Source organism: Streptomyces glaucescens, from assembly GCF_002154375.1.
Lineage (GTDB): Bacteria > Actinomycetota > Actinomycetes > Streptomycetales > Streptomycetaceae > Streptomyces > Streptomyces glaucescens.
Map to the genome: position 1 here is coordinate 16,753 of NZ_MUND01000151.1, position 24,789 is coordinate 41,541.

General features: G+C 69.3%; 18 protein-coding genes, 2 tRNA genes and 1 pseudogene. 19 read left to right on the plus strand and 2 right to left on the minus strand.

Annotated features, from left to right (window positions below):
* Nucleotides 1–200 precede the first annotated feature (200 nt).
* Nucleotides 201–395, plus strand: coding sequence for a hypothetical protein (locus CCN42_RS11355; protein ID WP_043500868.1), 195 nt, complete (start codon nucleotides 201–203; stop codon nucleotides 393–395).
* Between the two features lie 90 nt (nucleotides 396–485).
* On the opposite strand, the gene CCN42_RS11360 is transcribed toward CCN42_RS11355, so the two are convergent.
* Nucleotides 486–556: transfer RNA gene (locus CCN42_RS11360), tRNA-Gly, on the minus strand.
* 168 nt (nucleotides 557–724) lie between these two features.
* Here CCN42_RS11360 and CCN42_RS11365 point away from each other — a divergent pair.
* The 5 genes from CCN42_RS11365 to clpX all read left to right on the plus strand — a co-directional run bounded on the left by CCN42_RS11365 (nucleotide 725) and on the right by clpX (nucleotide 5,511).
* A tRNA-Pro gene (locus CCN42_RS11365) sits at nucleotides 725–801 on the plus strand.
* A 197-nt stretch (nucleotides 802–998) separates the two neighbouring features.
* Nucleotides 999–2,393, plus strand: a complete 1,395-nt coding sequence (tig, locus tag CCN42_RS11370) for a trigger factor (protein ID WP_086735089.1) — start codon at nucleotides 999–1,001, stop codon at nucleotides 2,391–2,393.
* Between the two features lie 254 nt (nucleotides 2,394–2,647).
* Complete coding sequence (locus CCN42_RS11375) at nucleotides 2,648–3,259, plus strand: ATP-dependent Clp protease proteolytic subunit (RefSeq protein WP_169731438.1); 612 nt, start codon at nucleotides 2,648–2,650, stop codon at nucleotides 3,257–3,259.
* Between the two features lie 117 nt (nucleotides 3,260–3,376).
* Nucleotides 3,377–4,057 (plus strand): ATP-dependent Clp protease proteolytic subunit, encoded by a 681-nt coding sequence (locus CCN42_RS11380; RefSeq protein WP_086169580.1) that lies wholly within the window; start codon nucleotides 3,377–3,379, stop codon nucleotides 4,055–4,057.
* A 170-nt stretch (nucleotides 4,058–4,227) separates the two neighbouring features.
* On the plus strand, nucleotides 4,228–5,511 hold the full coding sequence (clpX, locus tag CCN42_RS11385) for an ATP-dependent Clp protease ATP-binding subunit ClpX (protein ID WP_086735093.1): 1,284 nt from the start codon (nucleotides 4,228–4,230) through the stop codon (nucleotides 5,509–5,511).
* Between the two features lie 571 nt (nucleotides 5,512–6,082).
* On the opposite strand, the gene CCN42_RS11390 is transcribed toward clpX, so the two are convergent.
* Nucleotides 6,083–7,018, minus strand: coding sequence for a hypothetical protein (locus tag CCN42_RS11390; RefSeq protein ID WP_086735095.1), 936 nt, complete (start codon nucleotides 7,016–7,018; stop codon nucleotides 6,083–6,085).
* Between the two features lie 483 nt (nucleotides 7,019–7,501).
* Between CCN42_RS11390 and CCN42_RS11395 the strand changes: the two genes are divergently transcribed.
* The 13 genes and pseudogenes from CCN42_RS11395 to CCN42_RS11455 form a co-directional block, all read left to right on the plus strand.
* On the plus strand, nucleotides 7,502–8,824 hold the full coding sequence (locus CCN42_RS11395; protein ID WP_143661893.1) for a zinc ribbon domain-containing protein: 1,323 nt from the start codon (nucleotides 7,502–7,504) through the stop codon (nucleotides 8,822–8,824).
* A gap of 55 nt (nucleotides 8,825–8,879) precedes the next feature.
* Nucleotides 8,880–11,504 carry a valine--tRNA ligase gene (locus CCN42_RS11400; protein ID WP_086735099.1) on the plus strand — a complete coding sequence of 875 codons (2,625 nt, stop codon included), beginning with the start codon at nucleotides 8,880–8,882 and terminating at the stop codon, nucleotides 11,502–11,504.
* Between the two features lie 164 nt (nucleotides 11,505–11,668).
* A complete protein-coding gene (gene folC, locus CCN42_RS11405) occupies nucleotides 11,669–13,183 on the plus strand; it encodes a bifunctional tetrahydrofolate synthase/dihydrofolate synthase (RefSeq protein WP_086169584.1) in 1,515 nt (504 codons plus the stop codon).
* Nucleotides 13,184–13,190: 7 nt separating this feature from the next.
* Nucleotides 13,191–13,556, plus strand: coding sequence for a DUF4233 domain-containing protein (locus tag CCN42_RS11410; protein WP_086169585.1), 366 nt, complete (start codon nucleotides 13,191–13,193; stop codon nucleotides 13,554–13,556).
* Between the two features lie 65 nt (nucleotides 13,557–13,621).
* Entirely contained in the window at nucleotides 13,622–14,035 is a 414-nt protein-coding gene (gene ndk / locus CCN42_RS11415; RefSeq protein ID WP_086169586.1) for a nucleoside-diphosphate kinase, read from the plus strand.
* A 335-nt stretch (nucleotides 14,036–14,370) separates the two neighbouring features.
* Nucleotides 14,371–15,390: a rod shape-determining protein gene (locus CCN42_RS11420; RefSeq protein WP_028422119.1), complete on the plus strand. Its 1,020-nt coding sequence runs from the start codon at nucleotides 14,371–14,373 to the stop codon at nucleotides 15,388–15,390.
* 177 nt (nucleotides 15,391–15,567) lie between these two features.
* Nucleotides 15,568–16,518, plus strand: coding sequence for a rod shape-determining protein MreC (mreC, locus tag CCN42_RS11425; protein WP_086735101.1), 951 nt, complete (start codon nucleotides 15,568–15,570; stop codon nucleotides 16,516–16,518).
* A gap of 16 nt (nucleotides 16,519–16,534) precedes the next feature.
* Nucleotides 16,535–17,206 (plus strand): rod shape-determining protein MreD, encoded by a 672-nt coding sequence (mreD, locus tag CCN42_RS11430; protein WP_086735103.1) that lies wholly within the window; start codon nucleotides 16,535–16,537, stop codon nucleotides 17,204–17,206.
* A gap of 121 nt (nucleotides 17,207–17,327) precedes the next feature.
* Nucleotides 17,328–19,634 (plus strand): penicillin-binding protein 2, encoded by a 2,307-nt coding sequence (gene mrdA / locus CCN42_RS11435; RefSeq protein WP_086735105.1) that lies wholly within the window; start codon nucleotides 17,328–17,330, stop codon nucleotides 19,632–19,634.
* On the plus strand, nucleotides 19,631–20,830 hold the full coding sequence (rodA, locus tag CCN42_RS11440) for a rod shape-determining protein RodA (protein ID WP_086735107.1): 1,200 nt from the start codon (nucleotides 19,631–19,633) through the stop codon (nucleotides 20,828–20,830). The genes mrdA and rodA overlap by 4 nt, the downstream gene beginning before the upstream one ends.
* 65 nt (nucleotides 20,831–20,895) lie before the next feature.
* Nucleotides 20,896–22,398: a CYTH and CHAD domain-containing protein gene (locus tag CCN42_RS11445; protein ID WP_086735109.1), complete on the plus strand. Its 1,503-nt coding sequence runs from the start codon at nucleotides 20,896–20,898 to the stop codon at nucleotides 22,396–22,398.
* An 83-nt stretch (nucleotides 22,399–22,481) separates the two neighbouring features.
* Entirely contained in the window at nucleotides 22,482–24,407 is a 1,926-nt protein-coding gene (locus tag CCN42_RS11450) for a TIGR03960 family B12-binding radical SAM protein (protein ID WP_086735111.1), read from the plus strand.
* Nucleotides 24,408–24,486: 79 nt separating this feature from the next.
* Nucleotides 24,487–24,789, plus strand: a pseudogene (locus tag CCN42_RS11455) (hypothetical protein); the annotation flags it as partial.

Genomic DNA, 24,789 nt, shown 5'->3' on the forward strand with positions numbered 1-24,789 from the left:
ATTGTCGTCCGGAATGCTGTACGAGGCTTCCGGACGCGGGTGTTGACGGCAGCGGCCGGGCGCCTGCGGAGCGCCACTGTGACCGACGTTGCGTCATGGGCCGCATAGGGCGGCCAGGTTGGTGGCACGATGGTTCTGGCGGGGGCGCGCGGCTGCATGCCCCGGCCGGGTGAGCCGACCGACCGAGGGTGGGATCTGTTGTGGCCATTTCACTGTCCGTGGTGCTGCTGTTGGCGATCATCCTGGTCGTGATGATGCGCGGCGGTTCGATCAAGGCCGGGCCCGCCATCGTGGCGATCCTCTTCGGCTTCTTCCTCGCCTCGAGCGGCATGGCACCGTCGATCAATCGTTTCCTCAACTCGATAGCGGAAACGATCAACTCCATCAGCTTCTGAGCCGGAGCCGACCCGCACCGGCGGGCGGGCGCGCGAAACGCGTCAGGGCCGGCCGGAGACATGATCTCCGGCCGGCCCTGAGCCGTAGAGAGCGGGCGACGGGAATCGAACCCGCGTAGCCAGTTTGGAAGACTGGGGCTCTACCATTGAGCTACGCCCGCACGCAAGGCGCCGCTGCTCGGATGGCCGCGGCACTGCAGGCATCGTAGCGGGTCGGCCCGCCTCGGCGCACACCCCTTCCGGCGCCGCGCCGACGCCCTCGCGCGGGCGTGCCCGAATACGGCGGCCGAGCGGGCCCCGGGCATGTACCCTACGTGTCGCACACCAGACGGGGTGTGGCGCAGCTTGGTAGCGCGTCCGCTTTGGGAGCGGAAGGCCGTGGGTTCAAATCCCGCCACCCCGACCACCGGCTGATCACCATGAGTGATCGACCCCGCCATCGCGGATGATCGCCTTTTGGGCCGTGTACCCGCTGCCGTTACTATGCAAGCTGCACGCCCGTGTGTCCGGCCTAGCGGCCTAAAACTCCTCCGGGCGGCGAAATCCGCCGGACCAGTCTGGCTCCGGCAGAACCCGAGCAGTCAGCCACAAGGAGACCGAACCGTGAAGAGCGCCGTGGAGAACCTGAACCCGACCCGGGTTCGGCTCACTGTCGAGGTGCCCTTCGAGGAGCTCAAGGACAGCCTCGACGCGGCGTACAAGAAGATCAACCAGCAGGTCACGGTGAAGGGCTTCCGCAAGGGCAAGATTCCCGCCCGGGTCATCGACCAGCGGTTCGGCCGTGGCGCCGTGCTGGAGGAGGCCGTCAACGACGCGCTTCCGAAGTTCTACACGGAGGCGGTCAACGAGGCCGAGCTGAACGTCCTCGGCCAGCCCGAGGTCGACATCACGGAGCTGAAGGACGGCGAGACGCTGAACTTCACCGCCGAGGTCGACGTCCGCCCGGCGATCGAGATCCCGGACTACTCCGGCATCGAGGTCGAGGTCGACGCGGTCGAGGTCACCGACGAGGACGTCGAGAAGTCGGTCGAGCAGCTGCGCGAGCGCTTCGCCTCCACCACCCCGGTGGAGCGTGCCGCCGAGGACGGCGACGTGGTCACCGTCGACCTGGAGGCCAAGGTCGAGGGCGAGGTCCTGGAGGACGGCGTCGCCAACGGCGTCTCCTACACCATCGGCTCCGGCGAGCTGCTGGACGGCATCGACGACGCCGTGAAGGGCCTGGAGGCCGGTGGCGAGGCCACCTTCACCTCCGAGCTGAAGGGCGGCTCCGCGGCCGGCAAGGAGGCCGAGGTCACCGTCAAGGTCACCCAGGTCGCCAAGCGTGAACTGCCGGAGCTGGACGACGAGTTCGCGCAGATGGCCTCCGAGTTCGACACCCTGGACGAGCTGAAGGCCGACAGCCGCAAGCGCCTGGAGAACATGAAGCAGTTCGACCAGGCCACCCAGGCGCAGGAGCGCGTCCTGGAGAAGCTCCTCGAGCTGGTCGAGGTCCCGGTCCCCGAGAAGCTGCTCGAGGACGAGATCAACACCCGCAAGCACAACCTGGAGCACCACCAGCTCGGCCAGATGGGTCTGACCCTCGACAAGTACCTGGAGCTCCAGGGCAAGACCGCCGAGGAGTTCGAGAACGAGACCCGCGAGGCCGCGGTCAAGGGCATCAAGACCCAGTTCGTGCTCGACGAGCTCGTCAAGCAGGAGAAGCTGAACGTCAACCAGGAGGAGCTCACCGAGCACCTCATGCGGCGTGCCGCCTCCTCCGGCATGTCCCCCGACCAGTTCGCCCAGGCCGTCGTCGAGCAGGGCCAGGTCCCGCTGCTCGTCGGTGAGGTCGCCCGCGGCAAGGCGCTGGCCGTCGTGGTCGAGAAGGCCACGGTCAAGGACACCAACGGCGAGATCATCGACCTCTCCGACGAGGACGAGGACGAGACCGAGGCCGCCGCCGGGCCGGCCGACGCCGAGACCTCCGAGGCCGCCGCCGAGGAGAAGTCCGAGGGCTGAGCCGTACGGCACCTCTGATGACACAGGACGGGCCCCGGGTGCGTTGTGCCCCCGGGGCCCGTTGTCATACCTCGGGGCCCTCAGGGACCCGGTCCGCCGTGCACCGCGACTCACACGGCGCTACGCCCCCGGCGAACACTCCCATTACCGGGATTCCCCCGGGGGGACACGGCGTTAGGGTCCATGAATACGTAGTACACGTGAGACGGCCCGGCGCCGTCGTAAGACGAGCAGGTGGATACGTGACGAATCTGATGCCCTCCGCCGCCGGCGAGCCTTCCATCGGTGGTGGCCTCGGCGACCAGGTCTACAACCGGCTGCTCGGCGAGCGGATCATCTTCCTCGGCCAGCCGGTCGACGACGACATCGCCAACAAGATCACCGCGCAGTTGCTGCTCCTTGCCGCCGATCCGGACAAGGACATCTTCCTCTACATCAACAGCCCCGGTGGTTCGATCACGGCGGGCATGGCGATCTACGACACCATGCAGTACATCAAGAACGACGTGGTGACGATCGCCATGGGCCTCGCGGCCTCCATGGGCCAGTTCCTGCTCAGCGCGGGCACCCCCGGCAAGCGTTTCGCCCTGCCGAACGCCGAGATCCTGATCCACCAGCCCTCCGCCGGCCTGGCCGGCTCGGCCTCGGACATCAAGATCCACGCCGAGCGGCTGCTGCACACCAAGAAGCGCATGGCGGAGCTCACGGCGCAGCACACCGGCCAGTCGGTCGAGCAGATCACCCGCGACTCGGACCGCGACCGCTGGTTCGACGCGTACGAGGCCAAGGCGTACGGCCTCATCGACGACGTCATCGCCACGGCCGCCGGCATGCCGGGCGGCGGCGGCACCGGGGCGGGCTCCTGAGGGCCGTAGCGGCCCCTCACCGGCCCTGACGGCCCCCGGCGGGGCCCGACCCCCCGGCGGGGCCTGACGGCCCCCTCGCAGCCCAGCCACCGCCCCAGCCCCTTTCCAGGAGACACCGTGAACGACTTCCCCGGCAGCGGCCCCTACGGCCCCGCGCGCGCCGAGTACACCGGCCCCACGGCCGAGTCCCGCTACGTCATCCCGCGTTTCGTCGAGCGCACCTCCCAGGGCATCCGCGAGTACGACCCGTACGCGAAGCTCTTCGAGGAGCGGGTGATCTTCCTCGGCGTCCAGATCGACGACGCCTCCGCCAACGACGTCATGGCACAGCTGCTGTGCCTGGAGTCGATGGACCCCGACCGGGACATCTCGGTCTACATCAACAGCCCCGGCGGCTCCTTCACCGCGCTGACGGCGATCTACGACACCATGCAGTTCGTCAAGCCCGACATCCAGACGGTCTGCATGGGCCAGGCGGCCTCCGCCGCCGCCGTGCTGCTGGCCGCCGGCACGCCGGGCAAGCGCATGGCGCTGCCGAACGCCCGCGTGCTGATCCACCAGCCGTACAGCGAGACCGGCCGCGGTCAGGTCTCCGACCTGGAGATCGCCGCCAACGAGATCCTGCGGATGCGCTCCCAGCTGGAGGAGATGCTGGCCAAGCACTCCACCCGGCCGATCGAGAAGATCCGCGAGGACATCGAGCGCGACAAGATCCTCACGGCCGAGGACGCGCTGGAGTACGGGCTGATCGACCAGATCATCTCCACCCGCAAGATGAACAACGCCGCGGTCCGCTGACGCGGACACCGTTAGGATGTGCCGCCCCTTGGCACAGTGCACGTCGAAGTGAACCGCGCCAAGGGGGGCCCGAACGGGGGGCTCGGCAAGGTACCGTCGGACATAAGGCAGCACGAGGAGCCGCTGGACGCCTGCGTCCAGACGACTCCCAGGCGAAGGGGAAGCACACCGTGGCACGCATCGGTGACGGCGGCGATCTGCTCAAGTGCTCGTTCTGCGGCAAGAGCCAGAAGCAGGTCAAGAAGCTCATCGCAGGCCCCGGTGTGTACATCTGCGACGAGTGCATCGATCTCTGCAACGAGATCATCGAGGAAGAACTGGCGGAGACCAGTGAGGTCCGCTGGGAGGAACTCCCCAAGCCGCGCGAGATCTACGAGTTCCTCGAGGGATACGTCGTCGGCCAGGAGGCCGCGAAGAAGGCCCTCTCCGTCGCGGTCTACAACCACTACAAGCGCGTCCAGGCGGGCGAGAACGGCGGCAGCAGCCGCGAGGACGCCATCGAGCTGGCGAAGTCCAACATCCTGCTGCTGGGCCCCACGGGCTCCGGCAAGACGCTCCTCGCGCAGACCCTCGCCCGCATGCTGAACGTCCCGTTCGCGATCGCCGACGCCACGGCGCTCACGGAGGCGGGCTACGTCGGCGAGGACGTCGAGAACATCCTCCTGAAGCTGATCCAGGCCGCGGACTACGACGTCAAGAAGGCCGAGACCGGCATCATCTACATCGACGAGATCGACAAGGTCGCCCGGAAGAGCGAGAACCCGTCGATCACCCGCGATGTCTCCGGCGAGGGCGTCCAGCAGGCCCTGCTGAAGATCCTCGAAGGCACCACGGCCTCCGTCCCGCCGCAGGGCGGCCGCAAGCATCCGCACCAGGAGTTCATCCAGATCGACACGACGAACGTCCTGTTTATCGTGGGCGGGGCCTTCGCCGGCCTGGAGAAGATCATCGAGTCCCGGGCAGGCGCCAAGGGCATCGGCTTCGGCGCGACGATCCGCTCCAAGCGCGAACTCGAGTCCAAGGACCAGTTCGAGGACGTCATGCCGGAGGACCTGGTCAAGTTCGGCATGATCCCCGAGTTCATCGGCCGCCTCCCGGTCATCACCTCGGTCCACAACCTCGACCGCGAAGCGCTCCTGAAGATCCTCGTCGAGCCCCGCAACGCGCTCGTCAAGCAGTACCAGCGCCTCTTCGAACTCGACGGCGTCGAGCTGGACTTCGAGCGCGAGGCCCTGGAAGCCATCGCCGACCAGGCCATCCTCCGCCAGACCGGCGCCCGCGGCCTGCGCGCCATCATGGAGGAAGTCCTCCAGGGCGTCATGTACGAGGTCCCCTCCCGCAAGGACGTGGCCCGCGTCGTCATCACCGCCGACGTGGTCCTCTCCAACGTCAACCCCACCCTGATCCCCCGGGATTCGCGGGGACGGGGGACGGGGGAGCAGAAGACGGCGTAACGCTGCCGCGCGCACGAGAAGCACACGAGAAGGGGCCCCGGTCGACCGACCGGGGCCCCTTCAGTTGCCTGTGGCGCGCCGAGACAAACCTTCTACGGACAACCGCCGGAAGGATCCAGACGGCTTGGAGTCCCTGTCTTGTGACGGGTACATGGCGTGTGCTTGGGTCGATGCGGACCAAGCAAATGATCAATGGGGGTTGCCATGAAACGTGTCTTCGCGGCTGCCGGGCTTCTGATTGCGGTGGGCGTTGCGCCGGTTGTCACGGCTACGCCGGCCCAGGCCACACCTGTCGACTGTATGCAGTTTCTCGCCAACAGAGGGTACGTAGTCGGGGGCGGAGTCAGGCAGGCGTGTAATTACGACTCATGGGCTACAGAACACCTCTGTATCGCCACCCTTGCTGCCCTGGGGATTACCAACACGTCGCACATGAGCACGGCCTGCAGTTTGGCCAGAGCACAGTGATGACTGTGCTGCCCTTACTCAAGGCGTAACCGCCCGCCCACGGCTGGGGTGGCAGAACCAGGTCGCTAGAGCGGCCACCCCAGCCGGGTTCAAGTCTGCGTAGTCACTTGGCGGACACGCGGACTTCCTTGCGGAGCTTGGCGGCGACCTCGGCGCTGGCCGCCAGGTCGGCCGGCTTGCCGGACATCGCGTCGGCCATGTCGACGTGGATCACGATGCCCAGGGTGCTGTGGTCGCCCCAGATGCACACGGGCATGCTGATCTCGCTCGGGCCGGTCGGGGTGTCGGAGGACGACGGGGAGTCGCTCTTGAGCTCGGTCGCCTGGCACTTGAGGATCGCGCCGTCGAGGCCGCTCGGGCTGTAGGCCTGCGGGGAGCCGACGAGCTGGCCCTCCTCCGGCTCCTCGGCGGCGCTCTTCTTCATCTCCGCGAACATCGCGTCGACGGTCTTCTCGGGGTCCTCGATCTCACCGTAGACACCGATGAAGTTGAGCATCTTCATGGCGAGCGGATTGTTCTTGTCCTCCACCTGGTAGGTGGCCTGGACGTCCTGGGCGTTCTTGACGCCGTGCTTCTCGGCCTCCTTGACGTCGCTCTCGTCGAACCCGCTGCCGCCGTCGCTCCCCTCGGACTTCTTGTACTCGCCGAGCACCGTCGCCGGTGTCGTCAGCTTGTGGGGGCCGTCGTCGGCGACGTCCGAGTTGCCGCCGCTGCCGCCGGCGAGGAGGAAGTACGCGCCGACCGCGATGGCCGCGACGACCGCGACCGCGCCGATGACGAGGCCGGTCTTCTTCTTGCCGCCGGCCGGGACGGGGGGCTGGGGCGCGCCGTAGGGGGCCTGGCCGTAGGGCGGCTGCTGCGGCGGGACGCCCTGCGGGGCCTGCTGCGGGTAGCCGTAGCCGGGCTGGGCTGGGGCCTGCTGGGGGTAGCCGTAGCCGGGCTGGGGTGCCTGCGGCTGCTGGCCGTAGGGGCCCGGCTGACCGTACGGTCCGGGCTGCTGGGGCTGCCCGCCGTACGGGCCCGGCTGGTTGTAGCTCATGGAAGTTCCTGTTCCATCCGTTGTTTATATGTTCCGAACATCCTGACGGAGTGAGCGCCGACGTGGGCAGGCGGGGGTACATCGTTACGAACCTGGCCGTATTCAGTACGTCCCTGTGACGGGGGACCCCTGACCCGTGACCTGATGGGTGTGTGAGCCGTTAGAGGTGTTGTCGCAAATGCGTATCAACACAGTTCTGATGTACGGGGGTGAAGGCGCGTGGGACGTGGTCGCCCAGACGGCACCCGGACGCGAGTCCTCACGGCCGTCGTACCGCTGTGGCTGAGCCGGTTGGATCACGCGCGGGCGCACGCGGCGTGCCACGCTTCAGCGCTGCTGTGGAACCGGACCGTCGCCTGGGTCCGGGAGGAGTGGCGTGCAGGCAGATCGCCCGGACGGGAGGATATTCGCCGTTACGTCACCTCCCTACCCGCCGAGGCTCGTCCGGTTCATGCGCACACGGCTCAGGCTGTCGCCTACGACTTGGCCGATGCCATCGACCTGGCACGGGCCAGTAAGGCACGCGGCGTCAAGGGCGTGCGCTTTCCCTGGAGGGAGAAGCGCTACCGTCCCCTTGTCTTCACCGCGCACTTCGGGTGGAAGGTGAAGGATCATGGACGTCTGGTCCTCTCACTGGGGCGCTCCAGAGAACGACTCGTGGTGCCGGTGCCGGAGTTCACCGACAGATCCGGTCGCTCGGTCAGCCCGGACCGCTGGGGGGAGATGAAGCTGTGCTGGGACGTCTCGGCTCGCTGCTGGGCACTGCATGTCTCCTATCGCTCGACCGACGACGGCCTGCCGGGTGCCTCGGCCGACCACAGAAAGGGCGGAAGCTCCCAGTCGGAGGCGCGTGTGCTGACGATCGCGGTCGACGAGGGCATCATCAACCCGATGACGCTGGCCACGGTCTCTCCGGAGGGCGCGTACCAGGTGCTCGTCATCAACGGACGGAGTGGGAGGGCAGCCAAACAGGCGCGGAACAAGGGCGTGGCGCAACTGCAGGCGAAGATGTCCCGTTGCCGGCCTGGTTCGCGTCGGCATCGCCGGCTGGGCGAGGCCAGGAGGAGGACGAAAGAGAGGGCCAGGCGACGGCTGCGTGACTTCAACCATCAGGTGACCGCGAAGGCCAACAGCTTTGTCCGGGAGCAACTGGCGGCACACGAGCGCACCCTTCCCGACGGCGTGCGCATGGTGGTGCGGATCGTCGCAGGTGATGTCCGGGGCATCGAGAGGAACACCAAGAAGCGGCGCCGTGCCGCGCGGTCGACCCGACAACAACTTACGCAGTGGGAGCGCGGAGTCCAGGAACGACAACTCGCGTACAAGACCGGCGTGCCGGTTGAGTACATCAGCGAGGCGCACTCCTCGCAGACATGTCCGTACTGCCTGAGCCGTCGCAAGGTTCGAGGGCGTGCGTACCTCTGCGCGAACAAGGACTGTGCCCGGCTTTTGCACCGGGATGCGGTAGGCGGGGTGAACATTCACACCCTTGCTGTCAACGACGGGGCCTTTGCCTCGGTGGCACCCGACACTGACGTGCGGGTGAAGTATCTACGGGCCCAACCTGGCTGGTCACCTGACCAGCGGGAACGCCACGGCTTCCATCAGCGCGTGCGTAAACGCGCTGGTGAGGGACGAAGGCGCGAAGCGCGTAGTAGCGCCCGGAACCGGGCCGCTCGTAGCGACGCACAGTCGGTACGGGCGATGCTGCCGCCTGCGTGCAGTGCGAAGCGATCAACGACGACGGTACCGCTGCCCCATCGGGCACCGGCAGGGCTTTCGCCCGTGCCGCCGGAGGGGTCGTAGAAGGCAGAGACCCCGGTTTTTTCGCCGGGGAGGTTCACACCCCTAAACTGAGCCCGTGACCGAGAACACTCAGCAGCAGCCGCCAGCGACCACCACCGAACTGCCGACCCAGTACACGCCGGCCGAGGTAGAGGGGACGCTGTACGAGCGCTGGGTAGAGCGGGGTTACTTCGAGGCGGACGCGAAGAGCGACAAGCCGCCGTTCACCGTCGTCATCCCGCCGCCGAACGTCACCGGCAGCCTGCACCTCGGGCACGCGTTCGAGCACACGCTCATCGACGCGCTGACCCGCCGCAAGCGGATGCAGGGCTACGAGACGCTGTGGCAGCCGGGCATGGACCACGCCGGCATCGCCACCCAGAACGTCGTCGAGCGCGAGCTGGCGAAGGAGGGCAAGTCGCGGCACGACCTCGGCCGGGAGGCCTTCGTCGAGCGCGTCTGGCAGTGGAAGGCCGAGTCCGGCGGGCAGATCTCCGGGCAGATGAAGCGCCTCGGTGACGGCGTCGCGTGGTCGCGCGAGCGGTTCACCATGGACGAGGGGCTGTCCCAGGCCGTCCAGACCATCTTCAAGCGGCTCTACGACGACGAGCTGATCTACCGCGCCGAGCGCATCATCAACTGGTGCCCCCGCTGTCTGACCGCGATCTCCGACATCGAGGTCGAGTACCAGGACGACGACGGCGAGCTGGTCTCGATGAAGTACGGCGACGGGGACGACACCATCGTCGTCGCCACGACCCGGGCCGAGACCATGCTCGGTGACACGGCCGTGGCCGTTCACCCCGACGACGAGCGGTACAGGCACCTGATCGGCAAGCTCGTCAAGCTGCCCCTCACCGACCGCTCCATCCCGGTCGTCGCCGACACCCACGTCGACCCCGAGTTCGGCACCGGCGCCGTCAAGGTGACCCCGGCGCACGACCCGAACGACTTCGAGATCGGCCAGCGGCACGACCTGCCGTCCATCACCGTCATGGACGAGCACGCCGTCATCACCGCCCACGGCCCCTTCCAGGGCCTGGACCGGCTGGAGGCCCGCTCCGCGATCGTCGCCGCGCTGCGCGCCGAGGGCCGGATCGTCGCCGAGAAGCGGCCGTACGTCCACTCCGTGGGCCACTGCTCGCGCTGCAAGACGACGATCGAGCCGCGCCTGTCGATGCAGTGGTGGGTCAAGGTCGGCCCGCTGGCGAAGGCCGCCGGCGACGCCGTCCGCGACGGCAAGGTGAAGATCCACCCGCAGGAGATGGAGAAGCGGTACTTCGACTGGGTGGACAACCTGCACGACTGGTGCATCTCGCGCCAGCTGTGGTGGGGCCACCGCATCCCGGTCTGGTACGGCCCGGACGGTGAGGTCGTCTGCGTCGGGCCCGACGAGGAGCCGCCGTCCGGTGAGGGCTGGCACCAGGACTCCGACGTCCTCGACACCTGGTTCTCCTCGGGCCTGTGGCCGTTCTCCACGCTCGGCTGGCCGGAGCGGACCGACTCGCTCGCGAAGTTCTACCCGAACTCCGTCCTGGTCACCGGCTACGACATCCTCTTCTTCTGGGTCGCCCGGATGATGATGTTCGGCCTCTACGCGATGGACGGCACCCCGCCGTTCCACACCATCGCCCTGCACGGCATGGTCCGTGACCAGAACGGCAAGAAGATGTCGAAGTCCTTCGGGAACGTCGTCAACCCGCTGGACTGGATGGACAAGTACGGCTCGGACGCGCTCCGGTTCACCCTCGCGCGCGGCGCCAACCCGGGCGTGGACGTGCCGATCGGCGAGGACTGGGTCCAGGGTTCCCGCAACTTCGCCAACAAGATCTGGAACGCCACCCGTTTCGCGCTGATGAACGGTGCGACGGTCGAGGGCCCGCTGCCGGACGCGTCGAGGATGTCCTCGACGGACCGGTGGATCCTGTCCCGGCTGAACTCGGTGGTGGCCGAGGTCGACGCGTACTACGAGGACTACCAGTTCGCGAAGCTCTCCGACGCGCTGTTCCACTTCGCCTGGGACGAGGTCTTCGACTGGTACGTCGAGCTGTCCAAGACCACCTTCCAGGCGGGCGGCGAGCCGGCCGAGGTCAGCAAGCGGGTCCTCGGCGAGGTCCTGGACGTCACCCTGCGGCTCCTGCACCCGGTTGTGCCGTTCGTGACGGAGACCCTGTGGACCACGCTGACCGGCGGTGAGTCCGTCGTCATCGCCGAGTGGCCCGCGGACAGCGGCTTCCGTGACGCCGGCGCCGAGCGGGAGATCGAGACCCTCCAGTCCGTCATCACCGAGGTCCGCCGCTTCCGCGCCGACCAGGGCCTCCAGCCCGGCCAGCGGGTCCCGGCCCGCCTCTCCCTGGACGGCACGGCCCTCGCGCCGCACGAGGCCGCCATCCGCCAGTTGCTGCGCCTCCAGCCGGAGGGCGAGGGCTTCTCGGCGACGGCGACCCTGCCGGTGGCGGGCGTGGAGGTCGCGCTGGACCTGTCCGGTGTGATCGACGTGGCCGCCGAGCGCAAGCGGCTGGCCAAGGACCTGGCCGCCGCCGAGAAGGAGAAGGCCCAGGCCACGGCCAAGCTCGGCAACGAGGCGTTCCTCGGCAAGGCGCCCGAGCCGGTCGTGGAGAAGATCCGCACCCGGCTCGCCAAGGCCGAGGAGGACATCGCCCGGATCACCGCCCAGCTGGAGAAGCTGCCGCCGGCGTAAGGGTTCGTCCGCAGGGGAAGGCCCCCGGTGCCGGAAGGCGCCGGGGGCCTTCCCCTGCCTCGAAGGGGCGCGGGGAACCGCGCGACCAGCCGCACGCGAGCGGCACCGGCCCGACCGCACAAGCCGCCCCCGCCTTTGTCACCGACGCTCCGTAGACTGGCCCCGTGAGCGACATCCCCGGCAGCAACGAGCCCCACGACCCCCTGGACTCCTTCGACGAGATCATCGAGGCGGAGACCGAGCGCGACCCGGACCTCGCGGTGATCGAGGCCGGCAGCCGCACTCTGCGCACCCAGGGGGGCCCGCCGCAGGCGGACGTGCCCGCCCGGCCGGAGGACCCGGAGGTCGACAAGGCGCTGCGCGAGGTCGAGGCGGAGCTGGCGACCCGCTGGGGCGAGACCAAGCTGGAGCCGTCGGTCACCCGGATCGCCGCGCTGATGGACGTGCTGGGCGACCCGCAGCGGTCGTATCCGTCGATCCACATCACGGGCACGAACGGCAAGACGTCGACGGCCCGCATGATCGAGGCCCTGCTCGGCGCCTTCGAGCTGCGCACCGGCCGGTACACGAGCCCGCACGTGCAGTCGGTCACCGAGCGGATCAGCCTGGACGGCGCGCCGATCTCGGCGGAGCGGTTCATCGAGACGTACCAGGACATCAAGCCGTACGTGGAGATGGTCGACGGCTCGCAGGACTACCGGCTGTCGTTCTTCGAGGTGCTGACGGGCATGGCGTACGCCGCGTTCGCGGACGCGCCGGTGGACGTGGCGGTGGTCGAGGTCGGCATGGGCGGCTCCTGGGACGCCACCAACGTCATCGACGGTGATGTCGCCGTGGTCACGCCGATCGACCTGGACCACACGGACCGGCTGGGCGACACGCCCGCCGCGATCGCCGGTGAGAAGTCGGGGATCATCAAGCAGGACGCGACCGTGATCCTGGCGCAGCAGCCGGTGGACGCGGCGCAGGTGCTGCTGAAGAAGGCTGTCGACGTGGACGCCACGGTGGCCCGGGAGGGCCTGGAGTTCGGCGTGGTGGCCCGGCAGGTGGCCGTCGGCGGGCAGCTGCTGACGCTGCGCGGACTGGGCGGCGAGTACACCGAGGTGTACCTGCCGCTGCACGGCGCGCACCAGGCGCACAACGCGGCCGTGGCGCTGGCCGCGGTGGAGGCGTTCTTCGGGGTGGGCGCGCAGCGCGCGGAGCCGCTGGACATCGACACGGTGCGCAAGGCGTTCGCGGCGGTGTCGTCGCCGGGCCGTCTGGAGGTCGTACGGCGGTCGCCGACGGTCGTGCTGGACGCCGCGCACAATCCGGCCGGGGCGCGGGTGACGGCCGAGGCGCTCGGGGAGGCGTTCCAGTTCAGCCGGCTGATCGGTGTGGTGGGCGCGAGCGGTGACAAGAACGTGCGCGGGCTGCTGGAGGCGTTCGAGCCGGTGTTCGCCGAGGTCGTCGTCACGCAGAACTCCAGCCATCGCGCGATGGACGCCGACGAGCTGGCCGCGATCGCCGTGGAGGTGTTCGGCGAGGAGCGGGTGCAGGTGGAGCCGCGGCTGCCGGACGCGCTGGAGGCGGCGATCACGCTGGCCGAGGAGGAGGGCGAGTTCGCGGGCGGCGGGGTGCTGGTCACCGGGTCCGTGATCACCGTGGGCGAGGCCCGGCTGCTGCTGGGGAAGGGCTGAGTTTTCCGTGCGTACGCTGTGTTCTTCGACGCTGATCGGCGAGTTCTTCATCATCGGCTTCGCGGGGCTGGTCGCGATGAAGGATCCCGACCTGTCCATGACGACGGTGTGGACGGTCAGCGGGATCGCGATGTTCCTGTGCCTGGTGCTGTGCGGGATGGTGACCCGGCCGGGCGGGGTGGCCCTCGGGTGGGCGCTGCAGATCGCGCTGATCGCGTCCGGCTTCGTGGTGCCGACGATGTTCTTCATGGGCGTACTGTTCGCCGCGCTGTGGTGGGCATCGGTGCATTTCGGGAGGAAGGTGGACGAGGCGAAGGCCCGATTTGCGGCGCAGGCGGAATCTTCCCAAGCTTCTCAGGCTGACGCTGTGTGACAGCGCCTCGGGGGCGCCCTGTAGCCTCGATCCACCCCGCAGCATTTGATTCGAAGGAGTCCGTCGTGACCCAGCGCACCCTCGTCCTCCTCAAGCCCGACGCCGTTCGTCGTGGCTTGACCGGCGAGATCATCAGCCGTATCGAGCGGAAGGCCGGCTGGCAGATCACCGCGCTGGAGCTGCGCACCCTGGACCAGGAGACGCTGGAGCAGCACTACGGCGAGCACAAGGGCAAGCCGTTCTACGAGCCGCTGGTCGCGTTCATGTCCTCCGGGCCGGTCGTGGCGATGATCGTCGAGGGTGAGCGGGTCATCGAGGGTGTGCGGCAGCTGGCCGGCCCGACCGACCCGATCGCCGCCGCGCCGGGCTCCATCCGTGGTGACTACGGTGTCATCGTCCGCGAGAACCTGATCCACGCCTCCGACTCCGAGGAGTCCGCCGAGCGCGAGGTGAAGATCTTCTTCCCCGGCCGCGCGTAGCCCGCGGGCGCCTCGCCGCCTGTCCGGTTGCGAAAGTTCCAGGGAGTTTCCTGAGGGGGCGTCAGTTCGCCCGGCGCATCGATCCAGCCACGGCCGTACGTTTTCGGCCGTGGCTTGGCATATGCCGTGGCGATCGGGGGAACGGTTGCCCCCGATGGACCGTCTCCACAAGCGAGGCCGCGCGCCATCTGCTGACAATGGCGGAGACCCTCGCGCAGTTGCCGTGAAGGCGCGTCTACGATGGAAGCACTTCACGTCACAGCACCCACCATGCCGACCTGACAAGCACTCAAAAGCTCTGTGGGAAGGCCAGACGAATCCTGATGGGGAACTCAATGTCGTTCATCGGCCGTGACATGGCTGTCGACCTCGGGACCGCCAACACGCTGGTGTACGTCAGGGGTCGCGGGATCGTACTCAACGAGCCGTCCGTCGTCGCGATCAACACCAATACCGGTGGCATCCTCGCGGTCGGTGCCGAAGCGAAGAAGATGATCGGGCGGACGCCGGGCAACATCGTCGCCGTGCGCCCTCTGAAGGACGGCGTGATCGCCGACTTCGAGATCACCGAGCGCATGCTCCGCTACTTCATCCTGAAGATCCACAAGCGGCGGTATCTGGCTCGGCCGCGCGTCGTCGTCTGTGTGCCCTCCGGCATCACCGGCGTCGAGCGGCGCGCCGTCATCGAGGCGTCGTCCCAGGCCGGCGCCCGGCAGGTGCACATCATCGAGGAGCCCATGGCGGCGGCCATCGGCTCCGGTCTGCCGGTCCACGAGGCCACGGGCAACATGGTGGTGGACATCGGCGGAGGCACGACGGAGGTCGCGGTCATCTCTCTCGGCGGCATCGTCACCGCCCAGTCCATCCGCGTCGCGGGCGACGAGCTGGACAACGCGATCATCCAGCACGTCAAGAAGGAGTACTCGCTCCTGCTGGGTGAGCGCACGGCCGAGCAGATCAAGATCACGATCGGTTCGGCGTACGACCTGGACACCGACGAGCACACCGAAATCCGCGGCCGGGACCTCGTCTCCGGGCTGCCCAAGACGGTCGTCATCTCCGCCGCGGAGGTGCGCAAGGCGATCGAGGAACCGGTCAACGCGATCGTCGACGCCGTGAAGACCACGCTCGACAAGTGCCCGCCGGAGCTGTCCGGCGACATCATGGACCGCGGGATCGTCCTGACCGGCGGCGGCGCGCTGCTGCGCGGTCTGGACGAGCGGCTGCGGCGCGAGACGGGTATGCCGATCCACATCGCCGAGGACCCGCTGGACAGCGTGGCGCTCGGCTCCGGCAAGTGCGTCGAGGAGTTCGAGGCGTTGCAGCAGGTGCTCGACGCCCAGCCCCGTCGCTGACCCGCCATGGCGCCGATGCCCCGTCATGACGATTCCGCCGTACGAGACGATCCCCTCTCGTGCGGCGGATCGTTGGCATAGCGGCATAAGCTCACCCCCCAGTTCCTGTTCACACACCAGTTCCATCCATCAGTTCCTACCCACCGGTTCCGACGAGGAAGGGCACGGCCGCCGCACGTGAGGGACACACGAGAGAGCCGGCTGCTCCTGGTGCTGCTGATCGCCATCGCGTTCGCACTGATCACGGTGGACATCCGCGGCGGGGAGGACTCACCGGTCGACGGTGCCCGGCGCGCCGCGGCCTCGGTCTTCGGCCCGATCGAGAACGGAGTGGCGTCCGCGGTCGACCCGGTCGGCAACGCGATCGCCGCCGTCCGCGACTCCGGTGAGCGGCACGACCGGATGGCCGAGCTGGAGCGCGAGAACGCGGCGCTGAAGGCGAAGCTCGGCAGCGACGACCGCAACCGCAGCAGGCTCCAGCAGCTCGACAAGATGCTGAAGATCGCCGGCCAGGGCCAGTACGGCATCAAGGGAGCCGAGGTCATCGCCATCGGGGCGGCGCAGGGCTTCTCCTGGACCATCACCATCGACGTCGGCGCGAACGACGGCATCAAGCGCGACATGACCGTCCTCAACGGTGACGGGCTCGTCGGCCGTGTCACCACGGTCGGACCGAACATCTCCACCGTGCTGCTCGCCACCGACCCCGACTTCACCGTCGGCACCCGCATGGAGGGCAGCGACGAGCTGGGCTTCGCCGCCGGCCAGGGCGACCGCCCGCTGCGCGTGGAACTCCTCAACGGCAAGGCGCAGATCAAGAAGGGCGACCGCTTGGTCACGTTCGGCTCGCAGGCCGACAAGCCGTTCGTACCGGGCGTCCCCGTCGGTGTGGTCTCCCGGGTCGACCCCTCCGGCGGCGATCTGACCCGCACCCTCTACGTCACGCCGTTCGTCAGCTTCACCAAACTCGACGTCGTCGGCGTCGTCGTCCGGACGCCGGAGAAGGATCCGCGCGACACGGTCCTGCCCGCCAAGCCCAAGCCGACCCCGCGGCCCACCGTGACCGTGACGGTCACGCCGTCCGCCGGGGCGCCCGCCGACGGCGAGTTCCAGCAGCAAGACCAGTAGGGGGAGCTGACCTGTCATGCGCTTCAACCGGATCCTGCTCTCCTCCGCCCTGGTGGTCGTCGCCCTGGTCCTCCAGGTCAGCGTCCTCGCGCGGCTGCACCTCCCGGGTGCCGTCCCGGACGTGCTGCTGCTCACCGTGCTCGGCCTGGCGCTGGTCTACGGCCATGTCGGCGGCGCCCTCGTCGGCTTCGGCGCCGGACTGCTCGCCGACCTCGCCCCGCCCGCCGACCACGCCGCCGGGCGCTACGCGCTGGTGCTGTGCGTCGTCGGCTACCTCGCCGGGCTGGTCAAGCCGGAGAACGGCCGGCTGAAGTCGGCCACCGGCCCGCTGGCCGTGGTGGCCGCCGCCGCGATCGGCACGACCCTGCTGTACGCCGGGGTCGGCGCCCTCGTCGGCGACACCGCCGCCCGCCATGTCGGCCTCAGCAGCCTGCTGTTCACCGCCCTCCTCTACGACGTGCTGCTCGCGCCCTTCGTCGTGCCCGGCATCATGGCCCTCGCCCGCCGCGCCGAGAACGACCCGCTCGCCGAGACCGGCTCCGCCGCCCAGGGCACCGACATCTCCGCCGGCTGGCTCGCCTCCGGCACCGGGCTGCGGATCGGGGGACAGCGCGGCGGCCTGAAGGTGAGGGCCGCCCGGGCCCGCAGCGCCCGCGCCGGGCGCATCAAGGGGGTCAAGCGGCTGTGAATCCCGCGGAGTTCACCACAACGGGTGAATATGCGAGGAACCGCAGCTCACAGGCCCTTCGTTCCTCACTCGTACCCGTCCGCACCGACCCGTCCGCGCACTGGGAGGGGGAGCAGCCGCAGTGACCAACATCCCCGAGACCGGACGGACGCCACGCGTCCAGATCCGGCTCATCGTCATCCAGGTCCTCGTCCTCTCCCTGCTCGGCACCCTCGGCGGCCGGCTCTGGTACCTCCAGATCCGCGAGGGCGCGGAGTACGCCAAGGAGGCCTCCGGCAACCACGTCCAGCAGGTCGTCCAGCCCGCCGTGCGCGGCTCCATCCTGGACGCCCGCGGGGTGCCCCTCGCCGACAACGAGACCCGGCTGGTGGTCTCCGCCTCCCGCACCGAGCTGATGAAGATGAAGGACGACGGAGAAGCCGTCCTCACCAAGCTCGCGGGCGTGCTCGGGATGACGCCCAAGGAGGTCAAGGAGAAGGTCCGGCTCTGTGACGCCGAGACCCCCCAGCCCTGCTGGAACGGCTCGCCGTACCAGCCGATCCCCATCACCGACGAGGCCACCCCCCGCCAGGCCCTGCAGATCCGCGAGCGCGCCGAGGACTTCCCCGGCATCACCGCCGAACCGCAGGCCGTGCGCCGCTACCCGAGCCCCGGCAAGGCCAACACCGCCCAGGTGCTCGGCTATCTCTCCCCGGTCACCGACGAGGAGATCCAGCAGGCCCAGGACACCGACTCGCCGTTCCTGCGCTCCGACCAGGTCGGCCGTTCCGGCCTGGAACGGCAGTACGACAAGGCGCTGCGCGGCAAGGCCGGCGTCACCCGCTACGAGGTCGACAACCTCGGCCGGGTCATCGGCCAGGCCGAGTCCGACGCCGCCCAGCCCGGCTCCAACCTCGTCACCAGCATCGACGCCCGCGTCCAGCGCGTCGCGGAGTACGAGCTGAACGAGGCGATGAAGGAGGCCCGCAAGGCCTGGGACCGCAACACCCAGGAGCGGTACAAGGCCGACGCCGGCGCGGTCGTGGTGATGGAGGCGAAGACCGGCCGGATCGTCGCCATGGCCTCCAACCCGACGTACGACCCCAACGCCTGGGTCGGCGGCATCTCCGCCAAGGACTACAGGAAGCTCACCGGCAAGTCCTCCAACTACCCCCTGCTCAATCGGGCCATACAGGGTCAGGCCGCCCCCGGCTCCATCTTCAAGGTGGTCTCCACGGCCGCCGCGGTGCAGGCGGGCTACGACTTCGACGGCCGCTACGAGTGCTCCAGCGCGTACTCGGTCGGCGGCCAGGTCTTCAAGAACTTCGAGTCGCAGAACCACGGCGCGATCGACCTCGGCCGCGCCCTGGAGGTCTCCTGCGACACCGTCTACTACCGCCTGGCGCACAGCGAGTGGAAGAAGGACGGCGGGATCGACCCCAAGGGCAGGCCCAACGACTGGTTCTACAAGGCCGCCCACCAGTTCGGCCTCGGCAAGGAGACCGGCATCGACCTGCCCAACGAGGTCACCGGCCGGGTCCCGGACCGCGAGTGGAAGCAGCGGTACTGGGAGGCCAACAAGGACGCCTGGTGCCGCACCGGAAAGAAGGACGGCGACTACGTCGAGCGGATCTCCTACGAGAACTGCCTCGAAGGCAACAAGATGCGCGCCGGTGACGAGATCAACTACTCCATCGGCCAGGGCGACACCCTCGTGACCCCGATCCAGATGGCCGGCATCTACGCGGCCATCTCCAACGGCGGCACCCTCTACGCCCCGACCGTCGGCAAGGCCGTCATCAGCCCCGACGGCAAGAAGGTCACGGAGATCAAGCCGAAGGCGAACGGCAGGCTCCCCGTGAGCGGGCAGACCCTCGCCCAGATGGACGAGGCGCTGGCCGGCGTCGCCACCCGGGGCACCGCCGCCTGGCGGTTCGGCGGCTGGCCGCAGGACGAGATCCCGATGCACGCCAAGACCGGCACCGCCGAGGTCTACGGCAAGCAGACCACCTCCTGGTTCGCCACCTACACCGACGACTACGCGATCGTGATGACCATCTCCCAGGGTGGTACGGGCTCCGGCGCGTCCGGCCCCGCCGTCCGCAACATCTACGACGCGCTGTACGGCGTCTCCGACGACGGCACCATCGAACCCAGGAACGCCCTCCTGCCCACCCCGCAGAAGGAGCTGCCGAAGATCCAGACCGACGGCTCCATCACCGCGCCCAAGCTCCCCAAGGACGTGGCGAAGGAGCAGAAGGCCAAGCAGAAGGCCCCCGGGGGCGCGACGGAGCAGCAGCAGGCCGCCGCGGCGACCGTCCCCTCACCGGAGACGGGCAACCGTCAGACGCGCCGGCGCGGCCGAGCCGGCCGCCGCCGTGGTGGCCCTCGCCTGGGAAGCCGCCGTCCGGGAAGCAGTCGTCAGGAAAGCCGGAGGACCCAGTCATGACCGGCGTCAACAGCTTCCAGGTCTCCGGGTACGGTCCCGAGCGCGCCGGCTGGGCGCGGCTGTTCGCCCGGGACGGCATGGCCCGCCGCCTCGACTGGCCGATACTGCTGGCGGCCCTCGCGCTGTCGCTGATCGGCTCGGTCCTGGTGTTCTCGGCGACCCGCAACCGCACCGACATCAACCAGGGCGACCCGTACTACTTCTTCTTCCGGCACCTGCTGAACACCGGCATCGGCCTCGCCCTGATGGCCGGCACCGTCTGGCTCGGCCACCGCACCCTGCGCACCGCCGTGCCGTTCCTCTACGGCGCCTCGGTCTTCCTGATCCTCATGGTGCTCACCCCGCTGGGGTCCACCGTCAACGGTGCCCACTCCTGGATCGTGATCGGCGGCGGCTTCTCGCTCCAGCCGTCGGAGTTCGTGAAGGTCACGATCATCCTGGGCATGGCGATGCTGCTGGCCGCCCGGGTGGACGCGGGTGACAAGCAGTACCCGGACCACCGCACCGTCCTCCAGGCCCTGGGCCTGGCCGCCGTGCCCGCGCTGATCGTGCTGCTCATGCCCGACCTCGGCTCGGTCATGGTGATGGTGGTGATCGTGCTGGGCGTGCTGCTCGCCTCCGGCGCCTCCAACCGCTGGATCTTCGGGCTGATCGGCACGGGCACCGCCGGGGCACTCGCCGTGTGGCAGCTGGGCATCCTGGACGAGTACCAGATCAACCGCTTCGCCGCCTTCGCCAACCCCGAGCTGGACCCGGCCGGCGTCGGCTACAACACCAACCAGGCCCGCATCGCCATCGGCTCCGGCGGGCTGACCGGCTCCGGGCTGTTCCAGGGCTCGCAGACCACCGGACAGTTCGTGCCCGAGCAGCAGACCGACTTCGTCTTCACCGTGGCGGGGGAGGAGCTGGGCTTCGTCGGCGGCGGACTCATCATCGTGCTGCTCGGCGTGGTGCTCTGGCGGGCCTGCCGGATCGCCCGGGAGACCAGCGATCTGTACGGCACGATCGTGGCCGCCGGGATCGTGGCCTGGTTCGCCTTCCAGGCCTTCGAGAACATCGGCATGACCCTCGGCATCATGCCGGTCACCGGCCTGCCGCTGCCGTTCGTGTCGTACGGCGGATCCTCCATGTTCGCGGTGTGGGTCGCGGTCGGGCTGTTGCAGTCGATCCGGGTGCAGCGGCCGATGTCGGCGTGAGGTTCTCCCGGCGCGACCTCCCGGGCGCCCTGCCGTGCTCTCCCGGCTCCCACTAGATTCGGTCCATGGCGGATACCAAGCGTGAGATCGAGCGCAAGTACACGTCCGACGACGACGGGCTGCCCGACCTGAGAAGCGTCGCCGGTGTGGCGTCCGTCCTCGACCAGGGCGTCGCCGACCTGGACGCCACCTACTACGACACCGCCGACGAGCGGCTGGCGGCATCGTCGATCACCCTGCGCCGCCGCACCGGCGGGTCCGACGCCGGATGGCATCTCAAGCTGCCGGTCGCCGACGGGGAGCGCGACGAGATCCGTGAACCGCTGTCCGACCACGTGCCGTCCACGCTGGGCGCGCTCGTCCGCTCCCGCGTGCGCGACGCCGAGCTGACGCCCGTGATGCGGCTGCGCTCGACACGTGACGTGCGCCACCTGGTGGACGCCCGGGGGGACCTGCTCGCCGAGGTCAGCGTGGACGTCGTGCGCGCCGAGCGGCTCAGCGGGGGCGGGGGGAGTGCGGAGTGGACCGAGATCGAGGTGGAGCTGGCCGACGGCGGTGACCCGGCGTTCCTCGACGAGGTCGAGAAGCAGCTGCGCGAGGCCGGTGTGCGCCCCGCCGGGTTCCCGTCGAAGCTGGCACGGGCACTGTCCGAGACCGGCGGGAAGCGGCAGCCCCGCGGGGACGACCGGGCCGAGCCGGTCACCACCGGCGACCATGTGCTGGCGTACGTGCGGGCGCAGCGGGACGCGATGGTCGAGCTGGATCCGGCAGTGCGCCGGGACCTGGAGGACTCGGTGCACCGCATGCGGGTCGCGACCCGGCGGATGCGCAGCGCGTTCCGGGCGTACCGCACGGTTCTCGACCGGACCGTCACCGACCCGGTCCGCGCCGAGCTGAAGTGGCTGGCGGGCGAGCTGGGCGAGAGCCGCGACCACGAGGTGCTGGCCGAACGGATCAGCGGTGCCGTCGGCGAACTGCCGCCCGAGCTGGTGGTGGGGCCGGTCCGCGACCGGCTGCGCGCCTGGTCGCAGGCGAAGCGCGGGCAGGCGCGACGGCGGATCATCGACGTGCTGAACGGGCAGCGCTATCTCGCGCTGCTGACCTCGCTGGACGCCCTGCTCGCCGACCCGCCGCTGCGGGCGGCGGCGGCCGGGAAGCCGTCGAAGGTGTTCCCGAAGGCCCTGGACAAGGCGAATGACGTGGTGGCCGGACTGGTCGAGCGGGCCCTGGACACCCCGCCCGGGCGGGACCGCGACGTGGCGCTGCACGAGGCGCGCAAGAAGGCCAAGCGGGCGAGGTACGCGGCGGAGGTGGCGGCTCCCGCACTCGGCGAGGCGGTGTCGAAGCCGATGAAATCCATGAAGGACCTGCAGAAACTGCTCGGCGAGCACCAGGACAGCGTGATGAGCCGGGCGGCGCTGAAGGAGCTGGCCGGGCAGGCGCACGAGGCCGGGGAGAACAGCTTCACCTACGGCCTGCTCCACGCCAGGGAGGAACAGCGGGCGGCCGGGACGGAGGAGGCCCTTCCGCGGGCGTGGGCGGTGGCCCGGCGGAAGGCGTCCGGCTGAGGCGTGCGGGGCACTGCGCGCGGCGCGTTAGGCTTGATGGTCACCCCTGCCAGCACCGTCAGCTCACGAATGGTAATCCCGCGATGTCTGTCGACTCGGTCTTCCCGCAGCTCGAAGCCCTGCTCCCGCATGTGCAGAAGCCGATCCAGTACGTCGGCGGAGAGCTCAACTCCACGGTCAAGCCGTGGGAGTCCTGTGACGTCCGCTGGGCGCTCATGTACCCGGACGCGTACGAGGTCGGTCTGCCCAACCAGGGCGTCCAGATCCTCTACGAGGTGCTGAACGAGCAGGAGGGCGTCCTCGCCGAGCGCACCTACAGCGTGTGGCCGGACCTTGAGGCGCTGATGCGGGAGCACGGCGTCCCGCAGTTCACCGTGGACAGCCACCGGCCGGTCAAGGCCTTCGACGTCCTCGGCGTCAGCTTCTCCACCGAGCTCGGCTACACCAACCTGCTGACCGCGCTCGACCTGGCCGGCATCCCGCTGGAGGCGAAGGACCGGGGCCTCGACGACCCGATCGTGCTGGCGGGCGGGCACGCCGCGTTCAACCCGGAGCCGATCGCCGACTTCATCGACGCGGCGGTCATCGGCGACGGCGAGCAGGCCGTGCTCGACATGACGAAGATCATCCGCGACTGGAAGGCGGAGGGCCGCCCCGGCGGCCGCGAGGAGGTGCTGCTGCGCCTGGCGAAGACCGGCGCGGTGTACATCCCCGGCTTCTACGACGTCGAGTACCTGCCGGACGGCCGGATCGGCCGGGTCGTGCCGAACCGCAGCGGCGTGCCGTGGCGGGTGTCCAAGCACACCGTCATGGACCTCGACGAGTGGCCCTACCCCAAGCAGCCCCTCGTCCCGCTCGCGGAGACCGTCCACGAGCGGATGTCCGTCGAGATCTTCCGCGGCTGCACCCGCGGCTGCCGCTTCTGCCAGGCCGGCATGATCACCCGCCCGGTGCGCGAGCGGTCCATCACCGGCATCGGCGACATGGTGGAGAAGGGCCTGAAGGCGACCGGCTTCGAGGAGGTCGGCCTGCTGTCCCTGTCCTCCGCGGACCACAGTGAGATCGGGGACATCGCCAAGGGCCTCGCGGACCGCTACGAGGAGGACAAGATCGGTCTGTCCCTCCCGTCGACCCGGGTGGACGCCTTCAACATCGACCTGGCCAACGAGCTGACCCGCAACGGCCGCCGCTCGGGTCTGACCTTCGCCCCCGAGGGCGGCTCCGAGCGCATCCGCAAGGTCATCAACAAGATGGTCTCGGAGGACGACCTGATCCGGACCGTCGCCACGGCCTACGGCAACGGCTGGCGGCAGGTGAAGCTGTACTTCATGTGCGGCCTGCCCACCGAGACCGATGAGGACGTCCTCCAGATCGCCGACATGGCGACGAAGGTGATCGCGAAGGGCCGCGAGGTGTCGAAGTCCAACGACATCCGCTGCACGGTGTCGATCGGCGGTTTCGTCCCGAAGCCCCACACCCCCTTCCAGTGGGCTCCGCAGCTCTCCGCCGAGGAGACGGACGCCCGCCTGGAGAAGCTGCGCGACAAGATCCGCGGCGACAAGAAGTACGGCCGCTCCATCGGCTTCCGCTACCACGACGGCAAGCCCGGCATCGTCGAGGGCCTGCTCTCCCGCGGCGACCGCCGCATCGGCGCCGTCATCCGCGCGGTCTACGAGGACGGCGGCCGCTTCGACGGCTGGCGCGAGCACTTCTCCTACGACCGCTGGATGCAGTGCGCCGAGAAGGCCCTCGCCCCCTACGGCGTGGACGTCGACTGGTACACCACCCGCGAGCGCACCTACGAGGAGGTCCTGCCCTGGGACCACCTCGACTCCGGCCTCGACAAGGACTGGCTCTGGGAGGACTGGCAGGACGCCCTCGACGAGACCGAGGTCGAGGACTGCCGCTGGACCCCGTGCTTCGACTGCGGCGTCTGCCCCGCCATGGACACCCAGATCCAGATCGGCCCGACGGGCAAGAAGCTGCTGCCGCTGACGGTCGTGAAGTAGCCGCACCGGCCGCGTAACACCTTGGTGACACGAGGGCCCCCGCCGCAACGGCGGGGGCCCTCGGCGTGTCCTGAACGGTATGGATCTGGAAAAGCCGCAGGCCGATCGCCACAAGGCCCGGGAGGCCGGGGAACACGGTCGGGAGTCCGGCCGGGAGCCCGAGGGGTGTCTCGTCGTCGCGATCCGGCTGCCCGTGCGGATCATCGCGCTGGTCGTCGTGCTGCCCGTGCGGATGGTGTGGGACGCGCTGGCCGTCGTCGGGCGGATCCTGCGGGACACCGTGCTGCGGCCGCTCGGGCGGGCGCTGGCGTGGCTCGGGAAGGCGCTGTTCGTCTGGCCGTTCGTGGCCCTGTGGCGGTGGGTGCTGGTGCCGGCCGGCCGG